This window comes from Vibrio satsumensis (assembly GCF_050337435.1).
GTDB lineage: Bacteria > Pseudomonadota > Gammaproteobacteria > Enterobacterales > Vibrionaceae > Vibrio > Vibrio satsumensis.
In genome coordinates, this window is sequence record NZ_JAKJSX010000018.1 from 45,542 (window position 1) to 62,632 (window position 17,091).

At 44.1% G+C, this 17,091-nt stretch carries 17 protein-coding genes; 16 read left to right on the forward strand and 1 reads right to left on the reverse strand.

The genetic code is table 11. The features are described from left to right. Window positions 1-18: 18 nt before the first annotated feature. The 16 genes from mioC (at window position 19) to L4C44_RS20880 (ending at window position 15,667) form a co-directional block, all read left to right on the forward strand. Window positions 19-453, forward strand: a complete 435-nt coding sequence (gene mioC / locus L4C44_RS20805; RefSeq protein ID WP_146492797.1) for an FMN-binding protein MioC — start codon at window positions 19-21, stop codon at window positions 451-453. A gap of 482 nt (window positions 454-935) precedes the next feature. Further along, on the forward strand, window positions 936-2,831 hold the full coding sequence (gene mnmG / locus L4C44_RS20810) for a tRNA uridine-5-carboxymethylaminomethyl(34) synthesis enzyme MnmG (RefSeq protein ID WP_146492795.1): 1,896 nt from the start codon (window positions 936-938) through the stop codon (window positions 2,829-2,831). Then, window positions 2,831-3,463: a 16S rRNA (guanine(527)-N(7))-methyltransferase RsmG gene (gene rsmG, locus L4C44_RS20815; protein WP_017058801.1), complete on the forward strand. Its 633-nt coding sequence runs from the start codon at window positions 2,831-2,833 to the stop codon at window positions 3,461-3,463. Before mnmG ends, rsmG begins: the two co-directional genes overlap by 1 nt. A gap of 14 nt (window positions 3,464-3,477) precedes the next feature. Next, window positions 3,478-4,251 (forward strand): ParA family protein, encoded by a 774-nt coding sequence (locus L4C44_RS20820; RefSeq protein ID WP_019825554.1) that lies wholly within the window; start codon window positions 3,478-3,480, stop codon window positions 4,249-4,251. Window positions 4,252-4,274: 23 nt separating this feature from the next. Continuing rightward, entirely contained in the window at window positions 4,275-5,156 is an 882-nt protein-coding gene (locus L4C44_RS20825; RefSeq protein ID WP_146492794.1) for a ParB/RepB/Spo0J family partition protein, read from the forward strand. A gap of 192 nt (window positions 5,157-5,348) precedes the next feature. Then, the gene (locus L4C44_RS20830) at window positions 5,349-5,738 is read left to right on the forward strand and encodes a F0F1 ATP synthase subunit I (RefSeq protein WP_060983471.1); all 390 of its coding nucleotides are present in this window, start codon (window positions 5,349-5,351) and stop codon (window positions 5,736-5,738) included. An 8-nt stretch (window positions 5,739-5,746) separates the two neighbouring features. Further along, the gene (atpB, locus tag L4C44_RS20835) at window positions 5,747-6,544 is read left to right on the forward strand and encodes a F0F1 ATP synthase subunit A (RefSeq protein WP_009848124.1); all 798 of its coding nucleotides are present in this window, start codon (window positions 5,747-5,749) and stop codon (window positions 6,542-6,544) included. 50 nt (window positions 6,545-6,594) lie between these two features. Continuing rightward, entirely contained in the window at window positions 6,595-6,852 is a 258-nt protein-coding gene (gene atpE, locus L4C44_RS20840; protein ID WP_004411110.1) for a F0F1 ATP synthase subunit C, read from the forward strand. Window positions 6,853-6,910: 58 nt separating this feature from the next. Beyond that, complete coding sequence (gene atpF, locus L4C44_RS20845) at window positions 6,911-7,381, forward strand: F0F1 ATP synthase subunit B (RefSeq protein ID WP_010433231.1); 471 nt, start codon at window positions 6,911-6,913, stop codon at window positions 7,379-7,381. Between the two features lie 15 nt (window positions 7,382-7,396). Further along, window positions 7,397-7,930, forward strand: coding sequence for a F0F1 ATP synthase subunit delta (gene atpH / locus L4C44_RS20850; RefSeq protein ID WP_086712399.1), 534 nt, complete (start codon window positions 7,397-7,399; stop codon window positions 7,928-7,930). Between the two features lie 13 nt (window positions 7,931-7,943). Beyond that, window positions 7,944-9,485, forward strand: a complete 1,542-nt coding sequence (atpA, locus tag L4C44_RS20855; RefSeq protein ID WP_076654330.1) for a F0F1 ATP synthase subunit alpha — start codon at window positions 7,944-7,946, stop codon at window positions 9,483-9,485. 48 nt (window positions 9,486-9,533) lie between these two features. Beyond that, the gene (gene atpG / locus L4C44_RS20860; protein WP_016794171.1) at window positions 9,534-10,400 is read left to right on the forward strand and encodes a F0F1 ATP synthase subunit gamma; all 867 of its coding nucleotides are present in this window, start codon (window positions 9,534-9,536) and stop codon (window positions 10,398-10,400) included. Between the two features lie 34 nt (window positions 10,401-10,434). Further along, window positions 10,435-11,838, forward strand: a complete 1,404-nt coding sequence (gene atpD, locus L4C44_RS20865; protein WP_048610850.1) for a F0F1 ATP synthase subunit beta — start codon at window positions 10,435-10,437, stop codon at window positions 11,836-11,838. Between the two features lie 18 nt (window positions 11,839-11,856). Beyond that, window positions 11,857-12,279: a F0F1 ATP synthase subunit epsilon gene (locus L4C44_RS20870; RefSeq protein WP_004735742.1), complete on the forward strand. Its 423-nt coding sequence runs from the start codon at window positions 11,857-11,859 to the stop codon at window positions 12,277-12,279. A gap of 183 nt (window positions 12,280-12,462) precedes the next feature. After that, window positions 12,463-13,821, forward strand: coding sequence for a bifunctional UDP-N-acetylglucosamine diphosphorylase/glucosamine-1-phosphate N-acetyltransferase GlmU (glmU, locus tag L4C44_RS20875; RefSeq protein ID WP_017631548.1), 1,359 nt, complete (start codon window positions 12,463-12,465; stop codon window positions 13,819-13,821). Between the two features lie 220 nt (window positions 13,822-14,041). Next, window positions 14,042-15,667, forward strand: a complete 1,626-nt coding sequence (locus tag L4C44_RS20880; RefSeq protein WP_128644386.1) for a sensor domain-containing diguanylate cyclase — start codon at window positions 14,042-14,044, stop codon at window positions 15,665-15,667. Window positions 15,668-15,738: 71 nt separating this feature from the next. On the opposite strand, the gene punC is transcribed toward L4C44_RS20880, so the two are convergent. Then, entirely contained in the window at window positions 15,739-16,950 is a 1,212-nt protein-coding gene (gene punC / locus L4C44_RS20885; protein WP_146492792.1) for a purine nucleoside transporter PunC, read from the reverse strand. Window positions 16,951-17,091: the final 141 nt, after the last annotated feature.

Genomic DNA, 17,091 nt, shown 5'->3' on the forward strand with positions numbered 1-17,091 from the left:
TTTAGTAAGGACAGCTTAATGATCCACATTATTACAGGTAGCACCTTAGGTGGTGCTGAGTACGTTGGCGATCACCTTAATGATCTTCTTGAAGAACAAGGTCATGAGATAAGCCTTCATAATCAACCTGAATACAATGACATCCCCCAACAAGGTTTTTGGTTGCTGGTGACTTCTACTCATGGTGCTGGCGAATTTCCAGATAATATTAAGCCATTTATCGACGGACTGACCCAGCAATCTCCAGATTTAAGCCAGGTTCGCTTTGCTGTCGTGGCGCTTGGAGATTCGAGTTACGATACCTTCTGCTTGGCGGGTAAATCAGCCCACAGCCAGATGAAAGAGCTCGGTGCTCAACCTATTTGTGACTGTTTTACCATCGATGTATTGGAAACTCCGGTACCAGAAGACGCTGCAGAAGCGTGGTTTAACGATCATAGCGACCAGTTTTAACCTCTACCTTCTCTCAAAAAGCGGCTTATGCCGCTTTTTTTGTCTCTGAACAACGCGATTGTGAATAACTTTTTTTCAAAAATATCGAAAATTAGCGATCTATTTTCAATTTCTTCTGTGGATAAGATCATACATATACGGTGATTAACCTATAGTTATCCAAATAACAAGTTTTAGGCTAATTTCCTCCTGTGAATAAGTAGCTATTTTGATCCCAGCTAATCCTCATCCTGATCAAAGTTAGATCACATCATTTGATCCAAAAAAGATCCATGATCTCGTTGATCATTTTCGACTTATCCACAGATGACCTCGATCCTAATAATAGATCTAATAAAAGATCTCCTTAAAGATCTTATCTATATTAATTAAAAACAGCTTTTTCGAAAAATCCCAAAAACGTTTTCTCAGGCTATGAAAACAGGTAGAATATCGCTCCTTTTTATCAATCTAGAAAACGTTTGAATACCTGAGGTCGGTTCATGCTTTATCACGAAAAATTTGACGTCATCGTTGTTGGTGGTGGCCATGCAGGAACGGAAGCCGCACTCGCATCTGCACGTACTGGTCAAAGTACGTTATTACTTACTCATAATATCGATACATTAGGACAAATGTCTTGTAACCCAGCTATTGGCGGGATCGGTAAGGGCCACTTGGTAAAAGAGGTCGATGCAATGGGTGGATTAATGGCGCAAGCTATTGATCATGCAGGTATTCAGTTCAGAACATTGAACGCATCAAAAGGCCCAGCAGTTCGTGCTACTCGTGCACAAGCTGACCGCGCACTTTACAAAGCTTTTGTTCGTAACGTTCTTGAAAACACGCCAAACCTGACTTTGTTCCAACAGTCGGTTGATGACTTGATCGTTGAACAGGATCAAGTGGTGGGTGTGGTAACACAGATGGGTCTTAAGTTCCGCGCAAGAGCTGTGGTTCTGACTGTGGGCACATTCCTAGGTGGAAAGATCCATATAGGTATGGAAAGTTCTTCTGGTGGTCGTGCTGGCGATCCACCATCGATCGCACTGGCTGACCGTCTTCGTGATCTTCCATTCCGAGTTGATCGCCTGAAAACAGGTACACCTCCTCGTATCGATGCGCGTAGCGTTGATTTTTCTGAACTTGAGGTTCAGCACGGTGATAATCCGACGCCTGTTTTCTCGTTCATGGGTAGCCGAGCTCAACAACCTCGTCAAATTCCATGTTACATCACGCATACCAATGAAAATACGCATGACGTAATTCGCGCTAATCTCGATCGTAGCCCAATGTATGCGGGTGTTATTGAAGGTATTGGCCCTCGCTACTGTCCTTCAATTGAAGACAAAGTGATGCGTTTTGCTGACAAGAACAGCCACCAGATTTTTATTGAGCCTGAAGGTCTAACGACTCATGAGCTATACCCGAATGGTATCTCTACCAGTCTGCCTTTTGATGTACAGGTTCAAATTGTTCGTTCGATGAAGGGTTTTGAAAATGCTCATATCGTTCGCCCTGGCTATGCGATTGAGTACGATTTCTTTGATCCTCGCGACCTTAAGCTGACTTACGAAACTAAGTTTATCAAAGGTCTATTCTTTGCGGGTCAAATCAACGGTACCACTGGCTACGAAGAAGCAGCTGCACAAGGCTTAATGGCGGGTCTGAACGCGAGTTTGTTTACTCAAGGCAAAGAAGGCTGGAGTCCGCGTCGTGACCAAGCTTACATGGGCGTGCTTATTGACGACCTATCGACCATGGGTACCAAAGAACCTTACCGCATGTTTACGTCTCGTGCGGAATACCGTTTGCTGCTTCGTGAAGACAATGCTGATATCCGTTTGACTGAAAAGTCGCGTGAACTTGGCCTTGTCGATGACGCTCGTTGGTCTCGTTTCAACGAGAAGATGGAAAACATGGAGAAGGAGCGTCAACGTCTGAAAGAAACATGGATTAATCCAAAATCTGAAGATATTGATCAACTGAACCAAATTCTGAAAACACCAATGTCTCGTGAAGCGAGCGGTGAAGATCTTCTTCGTCGCCCGGAAATGACTTATTCACAGCTAACCGCACTGGATCGTTTTGGTCCTGCATTGGAAGATCAACAAGCGTCTGAGCAAGTTGAGATCCAAGTGAAATACGATGGTTACATTCAGCGTCAACAAGACGAAATTGAAAAATCACTGCGTCATGAAAACACCAAACTGCCTGCTGATATCGATTACAGCAAGGTGAAAGGACTTTCTAACGAAGTGGTTCTTAAACTAACGACAGCTAAGCCTGACTCAATTGGTATTGCTTCGCGAATCTCAGGTATTACACCTGCAGCAATCTCAATTCTGTTGGTCTACTTGAAAAAACACGGCCTGTTGAAAAAGGGTGAGGAAGCATAATGAGCGCATTACGCGAAAAACTGGATCACCTGATTGGCCAGACTGAACTTGAAGTATCTGAAAAACAACGTGGCCAATTGGTTGGCTACGTTGAGTTACTGAACAAGTGGAACAAAGCTTATAACCTAACATCTGTTCGTGACCCGCAAGAAATGATGGTGAAACATATCTTAGATAGCATCATTGTTAGCACTCACTTACAAGGCAAGCGCTTTATCGACGTTGGCACGGGACCTGGTCTTCCTGGGATTCCGCTCTCAATCATGAATCCAGACTGCGAGTTTTACTTGCTAGACAGCCTAGGTAAGCGTATTCGTTTTATCAAACAGGTGATTCATGAATTGGGTATCGACAACGTGGTACCGGTTCAAAGTCGCGTTGAGGAGTTTCAACCAGAAGAAAAGTTTGATGCAGTGCTCAGTCGCGCATTTGCGTCAATGACAGACATGGTAGAGTGGTGTCACCATTTACCTAAAGAGCAATCCGGTGTATTTTTGGCTCTTAAGGGACAACATCCTAGAGATGAAATCGACCTGTTACCTGAATGGTGTTCAGTGACAGACATTAAAGCTTTGCAAGTGCCAGAGCTTGATGGAGAGCGTCATCTAGTTACTTTATCGCGTCAGGGATAATCAGCGAGGCCATAGTGGGTAGAATCGTAGCAATTGCCAACCAAAAGGGTGGCGTAGGAAAAACAACAACTTGCATTAATTTGGCAGCATCAATGGCGGCAACAAAACGCAAGATATTGGTTGTTGACCTCGATCCTCAAGGTAATGCCACTATGGCGAGCGGTGTCGACAAGTATCAAGTTGAAGCAACTGCTTACGATTTGTTGGTTGAAGACACCCCATTTGATGAAGTAGTTTGCCGAAGTACGTCTGGCAATTATGACCTCATCGCCGCGAACGGTGATGTTACTGCAGCAGAAATCAAGTTGATGGAAGTGTTTGCTCGTGAAGTTCGTTTAAAAAATGCACTCGAATCCATTCGCAATAACTATGATTTCATCTTTATTGATTGCCCGCCCTCATTAAACCTTCTTACAATCAACGCGATGGCTGCGGCCGACTCCGTATTGGTTCCTATGCAATGTGAATACTTTGCTTTGGAAGGTTTGACTGCATTGATGGATACCATCAGTAAGCTAGCGGCTGTTGTAAACGAGAACCTGAAGATTGAAGGTCTTCTGCGTACTATGTACGATCCTCGCAACCGCTTATCGAACGAAGTATCTGATCAACTCAAAAAACACTTTGGTAGCAAAGTCTACCGAACTGTGATCCCTAGAAATGTGCGTCTGGCAGAAGCCCCAAGTCACGGCAAGCCAGCAATGTACTACGACAAATATTCCGCAGGAGCTAAGGCTTATCTTGCTCTTGCAGGCGAAATGTTGCGTCGTGAAGAAGTCCCAGTATAGGTCCAATCAAAGGAATTCGCTCAATGTCTAAGCGTGGTTTAGGAAAAGGGCTAGATGCATTGCTTGCAACTAGCTCATTGGCTCGTGAAAAACAGCAAGTTGCTTCTCATAGTCAGGCGTTGTCGGCTGATGGTGAGCTTATCGAACTGGCTGTTGGTTGCTTGAAGCCTGGTGTATATCAACCGCGTAAGGATATTGCGCCTGAAGCGCTAGAAGAGCTGGCTGCATCAATTCAATCTCAAGGCATTATCCAACCTATCGTTGTTCGCCCATTGGCGCACGACCAGTTCGAGATTATTGCTGGTGAACGTCGTTGGAGAGCGGCTCGTCAAGCTGGCCTTAAACAAGTGCCATGTCTGATCAAGAGAGTCGAAGACAAGGCTGCGATCGCGATGGCATTGATTGAGAATATTCAGCGTGAAGACCTGAATGTCATCGAAGAAGCACAAGCGCTAGAGCGCTTACAGAACGAATTTGAACTGACACACCAACAAGTCGCTGAAGTGATTGGTAAATCGAGAGCGACGGTTAGTAACTTATTACGTCTAAATCAATTAGAAAATGAAGTAAAAGGTTTAGTTTCAAATAAACAACTGGAAATGGGGCATGCTCGAGCATTGCTTGCGCTTGAAGGTGATACCCAGGTTGAAGCAGCAAACACTGCAGCGACCAAAAAAATGACCGTGCGTCAAACCGAGCAGCTTGTTAAAAAGTGTTTAAAACCAGACGTTGAGCCAGAATCGAAGCCTGAAGACACAGAAGCTATCGAACTTTCACGAAGACTCACGGAAAAATTGCAAGCAAACGTTTCAGTCACTCGTTCTGTTAGCGGTAAGTCAAAAGTAATAATTACTCTTGATGAGCCTCACAAATTAGAGCAACTTATTGCTAAACTAGAGTACTAAATGAGATAATTGATTTAGGTCAATTATGTAATAAAAAAGTGATTTCGTACAAAAGTTGTCGGTTTGTATGCAAAAATGTAAATGATTGCTGCGTTGTTGTTGCAATCAATTTGGCTGAACGTATAATTTTCGCCAATTTCTCGGCACGCTTTTAAGCGAGTGGTAAAGTGGGCTTAAAAGAGGAACGAATACATGGTAGCGGCGTTAGCAAGACCAGGACGAGTGCTTGCAAAGCAAATGTTATTGATCGAGCTTAGCGCGGTTATATTAGTGGCGGTAGGGTTAGGTTTAGCTGTTAATCCTGATTGGGGTTTTGCTGCATTAATCGGTGGCGGTATTTTTGTCATCGCGAATGTAGTGTTTTGTGTGTGTGCTTTCCTATTTTGTGGAGCTCGTGCAACTAAGTTAGTTGCGGCGTCGTTCTATGCAGGCGAAGCGCTAAAAATTCTAATCACAGTTCTACTATTCTCTATTGTCTACATGTATATGCAGGTGGAATTAATTCCCCTCAAACTGACCTATTTACTGGTTCTAGGTATTAATATCTTTGCGCCAGTGCTTTTCATTAACAATAAAAAATAGGATGAGTTATGGCTGCGCCAACAGCATCCGGATACATTGAACACCATTTACAAAACCTTTCTTTAGCTAAGTTTGGTCTTGTAGAGGAGACAAGTTTCTGGAACGTACATATAGACAGTCTGTTTTTTTCGGTGTTGACAGGGATGTTATTCCTTTGGGTTTTTCGCTCAGTCGCTAAGAAAGCAACAGTAGGTGTACCTGGTAAGCTTCAGTGTTTTGTTGAAATGGTAGTGGAATTCGTTGGTGACAACGTTAAAGAAACTTTCCATGGCCGCAACCCTCTGATTGCCCCACTAGCACTGACTATATTCTGCTGGATTATCATTATGAACTTGATGGACTTAGTGCCTATTGATTTCTTACCATATCCTGCAGAGCATTGGCTAGGTATCCCTTACTTGAAAGTGGTTCCTACTGCTGATGTTAATATAACAATGGCAATGGCTTTAGGTGTTTTTGCTCTGATGATCTACTACAGCATCAAAGTAAAAGGTCTAGGCGGATTTGCTAAAGAATTGGCACTGCATCCATTTAATCACCCAATCATGATTCCATTTAACTTGGTACTTGAGGTAATTTCGTTACTAGCGAAGCCACTATCTCTAGGTATGCGTTTATTTGGTAATATGTTTGCGGGTGAGGTGGTGTTTATTCTTATCGCGGCAATGCTACCGTGGTATTTACAATGGGTAGGTGCACTACCTTGGGCTATCTTCCATATCTTGGTTATTTTGATTCAAGCGTTTGTTTTCATGATGTTGACAATCGTTTACTTATCAATGGCTCATGAAGATAGTGATCACTAAAAAAATTTTTAAGCTTTATTCTAACTATTAATGTTAATCGGAGAACGTAAATGGAAACTGTACTAAGTTTTTCAGCAATCGCTGTTGCTATTATTGTTGGTCTTTGTGCCGTAGGTACTGCAATTGGTTTTGCTATTCTTGGTGGTAAATTCCTAGAAGGCGCTGCGCGTCAACCTGAAATGGCTCCAATGCTACAAGTTAAGATGTTCATCATCGCTGGTCTACTGGATGCTGTTCCAATGATCGGTATCGTAATCGCACTACTATTCACGTTTGCTAACCCATTTGTTGGTCAACTAGCAGGCTAATTAACTCTTAATAGTTAATTAAATTTTTGTAGTTGATTCTTAACGAGGGGTAGCTGTTGTGAATATGAACGCAACTCTGTTAGGTCAAGCAATTGCTTTTTCATTGTTTGTTTGGTTCTGCATGAAATATGTATGGCCACCAATCATGCAAGCAATTGAAGAACGTCAGAAAAAAATTGCTGACGGTCTAGTAGCCGCTGAACGCGCTGCTAAAGACTTGAACCTGGCACAAGCCAACGCTTCTGAGCAAATGAAAGAAGCAAAGCGCACTGCAACTGAGGTTATTGATCAGGCAAACAAACGTAAAGCTCAAATTATTGATGAAGCTCGCGAAGAAGCTCAGGCAGAACGCCAGAAAATCTTAGCGCAAGCTGAAGCAGAAATTGAAGCAGAGCGTACACGTGCCCGTGATGACCTGCGCAAACAAGTCGCAACTCTGGCTATAGCTGGTGCTGAGAAAATCCTTGAGCGTACAATCGATAAAGATGTACACGATGATCTTCTTAACAACATTACTGCAAAACTTTAAAGCAAGGGGCTGTATATGTCTGATTTGACTACAATCGCACGCCCCTATGCTAAAGCAGCGTTTGACTTTGCGGTAGATAAAGGTGAGCTAGACCAATGGGGTCAGATGCTTACTTTTGCTGCCGAAGTGGCACAAAATGATGATGTTCATAATTTATTAAGCGGTTCTATGACTGCTGAAAAATTAGCTGAAGTATTCATTGTAATTTGTGGCGAACAATTTGATGAATTCGGTCAGAACTTGATTAAAGTGATGGCAGAGAATGGCCGCTTGATGGCTTTTCCTGATGTTTGTAAACAGTTCTTATTGCTCAAACAAGAGTATGAGAAAGAGATCGACGTTGAAGTAACTTCAGCGGTAGAACTTTCTGAAGAACAACGCGCAGAGATCAGCAGCAAATTGGAACAGCGCTTAGCGCGCAAAGTTCAGCTGAATTGCAGTATAGATGAGACTCTACTTAGTGGAGTTATTATTCGAGCCGGAGACCTAGTCATCGATAACTCAGCGCGCAGTCGTTTAGACCGCCTGAGCGATGCATTGCAGTCTTAATGGGGATTGGAGCATGCAACTTAATTCCACTGAAATTAGCGATCTAATTAAACAACGTATTGAATCTTTCGACGTTGTTAGTGAAGCTCGCAATGAAGGTACTATCGTTTCTGTAAGCGATGGCATCCTTAGCATCCACGGCCTAGCGGACGTGATGCAAGGTGAAATGATCGAACTACCGGGTGGCCGTTACGCTCTAGCACTAAACTTGAACCGTGATTCGGTTGGTGCTGTTGTAATGGGCCCGTATGCTGACCTACAGGAAGGCATGAAAGTTACAGGTACTGGTCGTATTCTAGAAGTACCAGTAGGTCCTGAAATGCTTGGTCGTGTTGTAAACACGCTAGGTGAGCCAATTGATGGTAAAGGTCCAATCGAAGCTAAATTGACTTCGCCTGTAGAAATTATCGCACCAGGTGTAATCGACCGTAAATCGGTAGATCAACCTGTTCAAACTGGTTACAAGTCGGTTGACTCAATGATCCCTATCGGTCGTGGTCAACGTGAACTAGTAATCGGTGACCGTCAGACTGGTAAAACAGCAATGGCGATCGATGCGATTATTAACCAAAAAGATTCTGGTATTTTCTCTATCTACGTAGCTATCGGCCAAAAAGCGTCGACTATTGCTAACGTAGTTCGCAAACTAGAAGAGCACGGCGCACTAGCAAACACTGTTGTTGTTGTTGCATCTGCTTCTGAATCTGCAGCGCTGCAATACCTTGCACCGTATGCTGGTTGTGCGATGGGCGAATACTTCCGTGATCGCGGTGAAGATGCACTGATTGTTTATGATGATCTATCTAAGCAAGCTGTAGCTTACCGTCAAATCTCGCTACTACTTAAGCGTCCACCAGGTCGTGAAGCGTTCCCAGGTGATGTTTTCTACCTTCACTCTCGTCTACTAGAGCGTGCTGCTCGTGTAAGCGAAGTATACGTAGAAAAATTCACTAACGGTGAAGTGACAGGTAAGACAGGTTCTTTAACTGCTCTACCTATTATCGAAACGCAAGCTGGTGACGTATCTGCATTCGTACCAACGAACGTAATCTCGATTACTGATGGTCAGATCTTCCTACAAACTGAGCTATTCAACGCGGGCGTACGTCCAGCTGTTGACCCAGGTATCTCAGTTTCTCGTGTAGGTGGTTCGGCGCAGACTAAAATCATCAAGAAGCTATCTGGCGGTATCCGTACTGCTCTAGCTCAATACCGTGAACTTGCAGCATTTGCTCAGTTCTCTTCGGATCTTGATGAAGCGACTAAGAAGCAGCTAGACCACGGTCAAAAAGTTACAGAACTGATGAAGCAGAAGCAGTACGCTCCTATGTCTGTATTTGACCAAGCTCTAGTAATCTTCGCTGCAGAGCGTGGATACCTTCAAGATGTTGAACTTTCTAAAGTTCTAGATTTTGAAGCTGCTTTACTGTCGTTTGCTCGTGGTCAATATGCCGATCTAGCAACACAGATCGACACAACGGGTGCTTTCAATAAAGAAATCGAAGCTGAGCTGAAGAAGCTTGTTGACGATTTCAAGGCAACCCAGACCTGGTAATTGGTAGGTGGTCTTAGGGCCACCTCATACCATTAACGGAGAGTAACGATGGCCGGCGCAAAAGAGATACGTAATAAAATCGGTAGTGTTAAAAGCACACAGAAGATTACGAAAGCAATGGAAATGGTAGCAGCTTCAAAAATGCGTCGTTCTCAAGACGCAATGGAAGCTACTCGTCCATATGCAGAAACAATGCGTAAAGTGATCGGTCATTTGGCTAATGGTAGCCTCGAGTATAAGCATCCTTATCTTGAGGAACGTGAAGCCAAACGTGTTGGTTACATCATCGTTTCTACAGACCGTGGTCTTTGTGGTGGTTTGAACATTAACTTGTTCAAAAAAGCCATGAACGACATGAAAGATTGGTCTGAGAAAGGTGCTGACGTTGAACTTGCAATTGTAGGTTCAAAAGCGACAGCATTTTTCAATAACAGCGGCGCGAAAGTAGCAGCTCAAGTTTCTGGTCTGGGCGATCGTCCAAGCCTTGAAGACTTGATTGGCTCTGTAAGCGTTATGCTGAAGAAATATGATGAAGGCGAATTAGATCGCCTGTTCGTAGTGTTCAACAAGTTTGAAAACACTATGGTTCAAGAACCAACGATCGATCAATTACTTCCTTTGCCTAAATCAGACAGCGAAGAAATGAAACGCAGTCATTCTTGGGACTACATTTATGAGCCCGAGCCAAAACCACTACTAGATGCACTATTGGTTCGCTATGTCGAATCTCAAGTGTACCAAGGTGTGGTTGAGAACCTTGCTTGTGAGCAAGCGGCTCGAATGATTGCAATGAAATCAGCAACAGATAACGCTGGTGACATTATTGATGACTTAGAACTTGTGTATAACAAAGCGCGTCAAGCGGCGATTACACAAGAACTTTCTGAGATCGTTTCAGGCGCAGCTGCGGTTTAAGCTTAGGTAAAACTAAATAGTTAGAGGATTAACGATGGCTACAGGTAAGATCGTACAGATCATCGGTGCGGTAGTCGACGTAGAGTTCCCACAGGGTGAAGTACCTCGTGTATACGACGCTCTGAATGTTAATGAAGTACAAGAACGTCTAGTTCTTGAAGTTCAGCAACAACTTGGCGGTGGCGTAGTTCGCGCAATCGTAATGGGTAGCTCTGATGGTTTACGTCGTGGTTTGACAGTTGAAAATACTGGCGCTCCAATCTCAGTACCAGTAGGTACTAAGACATTGGGTCGTATCATGAACGTCCTAGGTGACGCGATTGATGAGTGTGGTGAGATCGGTGCTGAAGAGCATTACGCCATTCACCGTGAAGCTCCAAGCTACGAAGAGCAGTCTAACGAGACAGCTCTTCTAGAAACTGGTGTTAAAGTAATCGACTTGATTTGTCCGTTCGCTAAGGGTGGTAAAATCGGTCTATTCGGTGGTGCTGGTGTAGGTAAGACCGTTAACATGATGGAACTTATCAACAACATCGCACTTCAACACTCAGGCCTATCTGTATTTGCAGGTGTAGGTGAGCGTACTCGTGAAGGTAACGATTTCTACTTTGAGATGCAGGAAGCAGGTGTTGTAAACATCGAAAAACCTGAAGAATCAAAAGTAGCGATGGTTTACGGTCAGATGAACGAGCCACCAGGTAACCGTCTACGTGTTGCACTGACTGGTCTAACAATGGCAGAGCGCTTCCGTGACGAAGGTCGTGACGTTCTACTGTTCGTTGATAACATCTACCGTTACACACTAGCAGGTACTGAAGTATCAGCACTTCTAGGTCGTATGCCTTCTGCGGTAGGTTACCAACCTACACTAGCTGAAGAAATGGGTGTTCTACAAGAGCGTATCACGTCAACTAAATCTGGTTCTATCACGTCTGTACAGGCGGTATACGTACCAGCGGATGACTTGACTGACCCGTCTCCAGCAACAACGTTCGCTCACTTGGATGCAACGGTTGTACTTAACCGTAACATCGCATCTATGGGTCTATACCCAGCGATCGACCCGCTAGATTCTACTTCACGTCAACTGGATCCATTGGTAGTTGGACAAGAGCACTACGACATCGCTCGTGGCGTTCAGTCTACTCTTCAGCGCTATAAAGAGCTGAAAGATATCATTGCTATCCTAGGTATGGACGAGCTATCTGAAGAAGATAAGCAAGTTGTATCTCGTGCTCGTAAGATTGAGAAGTTCCTAACTCAGCCTTACCACGTAGCGGAAGTATTTACAGGTGACCCAGGCGTTTACGTACCTCTTAAAGAGACTCTACGTGGCTTCCAAGGTCTTCTATCTGGTGAATACGATGACATTCCAGAGCAAGCGTTCATGTACTGTGGTGCAATTGACGAAGCTATCGAGAATGCTAAGAAGCTATAAGGCTAACTAGGAGGCGATATGGCAGCAATAACCTTTCACCTAGACGTTGTAAGTGCAGAGAAACAAATTTTCTCAGGCCTTGTTGAGACGTTTCAGGTGACCGGTAGTGAGGGTGAGCTTGGTATTTTCCATGGTCATACTCCACTGCTGACCGCTATCAAGCCTGGTATGGTGCGTATTGTTAAGCAGCACGGCCACGAAGAAATCATTTATGTTTCTGGTGGTATGGTAGAAGTTCAGCCTGGTACAGCGACTGTACTGGCTGATACAGCTATCCGTGGTGAAGAGCTAGACGCAGCAAAGGCGGAAGAAGCTAAACGCAAGGCTGTGGAGAATATCCAAAATCAGCATGGCGACATAGACTTCGCACAAGCGGCCGGTGAACTGGCTAAAGCCATTGCTCAGTTACGAGTTATCGAACTGACAAAACAGCGTCGCTAATCTTTTATAAGATTATAGACTCTGAGATAAAGGCGACCTAAGGGTCGCCTTTTTGCATTTCTAGATTCTCAAAAATGCCTCTTTTACGTATCACTACTGGTTAAATGGTTATTGCGATTTAATTTTTTGGCCAAAAACGGTTACAATATCGGCTTAATAAAAATAACGTTGGATAGGTTTACAATGAAGTTTAGCGCGGTAATTCTCGCGGCGGGCAAAGGCACTCGCATGTATTCAAACACACCAAAGGTTCTGCATACGCTTGCAGGTAAGCCAATGGTGAAGCATGTTATCGATACATGTAATGGTTTAGGCGCTCAAAATATCAACCTGGTTTACGGCCACGGTGGTGATCAGATGAAGGCTACTCTAGCTGAAGAATCTGTAAATTGGGCACTGCAAGCTGAGCAGCTGGGTACAGGCCACGCTGTGGATCAAGCATCTGCACATTTCGCTGATGATGAAAAAGTATTGGTGCTATACGGTGATGTTCCACTGATTTCACCTGAAACCATTGAAAACCTATTAGACGCTCAACCAAACGGTGGTATCGCGCTACTTACGGTCGTGCTAGACAACCCAATGGGATACGGTCGCATTATTCGTCGTAATGGACCTGTTGTGGCTATCGTTGAGCAGAAAGATGCAACGGATGAGCAGAAGCTTATCAAAGAGATCAATACTGGCGTTATGGTGGCGACTGGTGGTGATCTGAAGCGTTGGTTGTCTGGTTTAAGCAACGACAACGCACAGGGTGAATATTACCTGACTGACGTTATCGCAGCCGCTCACGATGAAGGTCGTGCGGTTGAAGCTGTGCACCCAGTAAGCCCAATTGAAGTAGAAGGTGTTAACGACCGCTCTCAACTGGCTCGTCTAGAGCGTGCTTACCAAGCAGAACAAGCTGACAAATTATTGAAGCAGGGCGTTATGTTACGCGATCCTAGCCGCTTTGATCTACGTGGCGAACTGCAATGTGGTATGGACGTTGAAATCGATACCAACGTTATCATCGAAGGCAGCGTAAGCATTGGTGATAACGTGGTTATCGGTACCGGCTGCGTGTTGAAAGACTGTGAGATTGATGATAACACCATCATTCGCCCATACAGCGTAATTGAAGGCGCAACGGTCGGTGAAGACTGTACGGTTGGTCCATTTACTCGCCTACGTCCAGGTGCAGACATGCGTAACGATTCGCACGTTGGTAACTTTGTTGAAGTAAAGAACACTCGCCTTGGTGAAGGTTCTAAAGCGAATCATTTAACGTATTTAGGCGATGCTGAAATTGGTCAGCGTGTAAACGTGGGTGCGGGTGCAATTACTTGTAACTACGATGGTGCGAATAAGTTTAAGACCATCATTGGCGACGACGTATTCGTTGGTTCAGATAGTCAATTAATCGCGCCTGTTACGATTGGTAATGGTGCAACTGTTGGTGCTGGCTCTACAGTAACACGTGATGTTTCTGAAAATGAGTTGGTTATCAGCCGTGCGAAAGAACGTAAGATTGCTGATTGGAAACGTCCAACTAAGAAGTAAACTCTAACGTTCAAAATATATTTTTATGAAAGCCAGTAGCATCGCTACTGGCTTTTTTGTATCGGCCACTCACTGCTAACAAAATAATCAATTTGGCAATTGTATTTTTTTAATAGATTGTTAATATTCGGGCTGTGGTTCGGTATAAATAGGTTGATGTACGGTGATATTGGTTGAAAAGAAATGGCAAACATTGCCGATCATTATTTTGTCTTTTTCAATGTTAATAGGTCTCTATGGCTTTTATGTAACGCTGGAAAAGTTGGTTGTTGAAAATGAGCGTGATCATCTTGTCTCTTTGATGTCAGATGTCGTGTTCGAGGTCCGTGAAGATAGTCGTTTATTCTCGGAAGGCGTAGATGTTGATGATTATATTGGTAATCTTACCCAAGCTAGTACACGATTAAGAATTCAGGTTATTAATCCTGATGGTGTTGTGATTGGGGATACGGACCTTTCTGATCATGCGCTTGCAGGCGTTGAAAACCACAGCGATCGACCTGAATTTCAACAAGCTCTAAAAACAGGCTTCGGCAGTGACGTGCGTTTTAGTACGGTCACTTCGGTTGATCGTATCTATTACTCCCATAAAGAATCTATGAACGGTAGCAGTTTCGTTATCGTTATCTCTTCACCGATGCATCAACTGAAACAGATGAACTTCCAATTGATGGGGATTCTGGTTGGTATGGTTGTGTTGAGTTTGAGCTTCTTGATTGGCACCTCATACGTGAGCAATCGCCAAATTGTTCATCGAGTGGAAGAAGAACAGAAAAAGCAAGACGAGCGCATTCGCCAACGAACCCATGAAATCGAGTTGATGCACCGCCTCGCGAATATGCTTGCCGCATGTAATAACATGGTCGAGGCACAACAGATCGTTTCGGATATCTTGCCGCGAATTCTCGGTAACGTGAACGGCAGTGTTTCTTTGATGCGTGCATCGCGTAACCAGTTGATCACTCAGCTCGATTGGGGAGAGACTTGGCCGGGAAGCGCGAGCTTTGCTCCAGAAGAGTGTTGGTCACTGCGTAAAGGACGTGCACATCAATCGAATGATGATTTCCACTCGTTAACCTGTGGTCACATGCATGAGATGGAAAACAACCAAACCTTGTGTATTCCGTTGACGGCACATGGCAACACCATCGGCATCATGCACCTTTATTTCGGTGTTGGTGACATCAAGATTGATCCCATTACCGAGCAATTAGCCTTCAGTGTTTCAGAGCATTTAGGCTTAGCATTAGCTAACTTGAGCTTACAAGAGAAGCTTCGCTCACAAGCATTGAGCGACCCTCTTACTGGCTTATTCAACCGTCGTTTCTTTGAGCAGAAACTGGAAGAGCACTCAATGAATTCGGCCACCAGCGAACAGCCATTATCGCTATTGATGCTCGATTTGGATCACTTCAAACGTTTTAATGACAACTTTGGTCATGATGCAGGTGATTTCGTATTAAAAGAGATCAGTGCGCTACTTAAACAGAGCGTCAGTGAAGATGAGATTGCTTGCCGATTAGGTGGTGAGGAGTTGGCGGTACTGCTTCCACATTATTCAATGCAAGAAGCGACTGAGTTTGGTCAAACCTTGTGTGATGCTGTGCGTTCGATGCACCTTGAACATAAAGGTTTGTCATTAGGTCAGTTGGGTGTTTCGATAGGTGTAGCTACTTACCCTAAGCCAGCCTCTGATACCGAGTCTTTGGTTAAGATGGCCGATAACGCTTTGTACATGGCGAAAGACATGGGCCGCAGCCGAGTGGTTAACTATGATGAATATAGCCGCCATAAAGCGCCAGCGTTAGAAATTGTCGACGGTGAAGCTGCTTCGAAATTGTCTTAAACTGAGACTGAATTTAGATATAAAAAAAGAGCGAGTAACCTCGCTCTTTTTTGTTTTCGTTAAACGAGGAACTAGTCTTGTTTCTCGTCTGCTACTACTCGAGAGTTGTCTGGCGTAGCGAAGTGTTCTGAAAGCTCTTTGTTCGAAACAATGTAGCCAACCCACAATGCACCCAAACAAATCACAACTGCGATACCTGTTGCGCTTAATGCTTGGCTAGCCATTGCCGCTACCAATGCACTTGATAAGCCACTGATGCTGATTTGCAGGCTGTTTTGTAGACCAGCAGCTGTTGCTGGGCTCTGTTTAGCGCTTGATAGGGCACGGTTAACTACGATTGGGTAAAGTGCACCATTTGCTACAGCAATCAAACAGAAAGGCGCAAGTAGAGGCCAGATGGAAGTCAGTTCCCACTGTGATGCGATAAAGATAAGCATCGCTGCTACGCTGAACAAACCAATAAGGTTTCTTAGTACAATACTATCGCCATACTTCTTCACCGCTTGCTTACCGAAGTAACCACCCGCCATGAATGCGATTGTTTGTGGGATGAAACTTAGGCCGATGTCTTTTGCTTCATAACCTAGTTGAGCCATGATCTCTGGCATACCCGTTAGGTAAGCGAAGAACGCCGCAGATGCCGAAGCAAACATTAAAACATTACCCATGTAAGGTTTTGATTTAAGCAACATCTTGATGTCTGTCTTAATCGATGTCTGCTTTACTTCAGGCGCTTCTTTTGGCTGAGCCATTGTTGTCGCCACTAGCAGTGCACCCATCAAGGTTAATGTGATGAAGATACTATGCCAGCCAAAGCTATCCGCAAGTAAAACACCTAGCTGAGGTGCTAGTGCAGGAGATAGTGCGACCAAAGGCATGATGGTTGCAAAAATTTGCTGGCTACTGCTTTGTGAGTAACGCTTGATAACCATGGCTTGCCAGATTACCGCCGGAGCACATACACCGATTGCTTGAATGAATCGTAGTGTCAGTAGGTGCCATACCTCGGTGCTGAATGCTAAGCCGAATGAAGCTGCCGTAAAGATTACAAGACCAACCGCTAGCGTATTGCGGTGACCATACTTGTCACTTGCCAGACCCCAAAGAAGCTGACCCATTGCCATACCGCCAAGGAATACGGTTAGAGATAGAGCAATCTGCTCCGGGCCGGTTGCGAAATCAACTTCCATTGCCTTAAATGCAGGAAGGTACATATCGGTCGCAATAAAGCCAAGCATTGAAAGAACTGCAAGGTAGACCAATTGAAATTTAGAAATATTCATAAGATGCCATTAAGCTAAAGGTAGTGATGTTTTTATCATCAAAAAAATTGTTTGATATACAGAAGTTAAAGCCCCTGTTTATTTATGCTGACATTCTATTTTTCAGACCTGATAAAATAAAACGCTAAAATATGTAGTTAT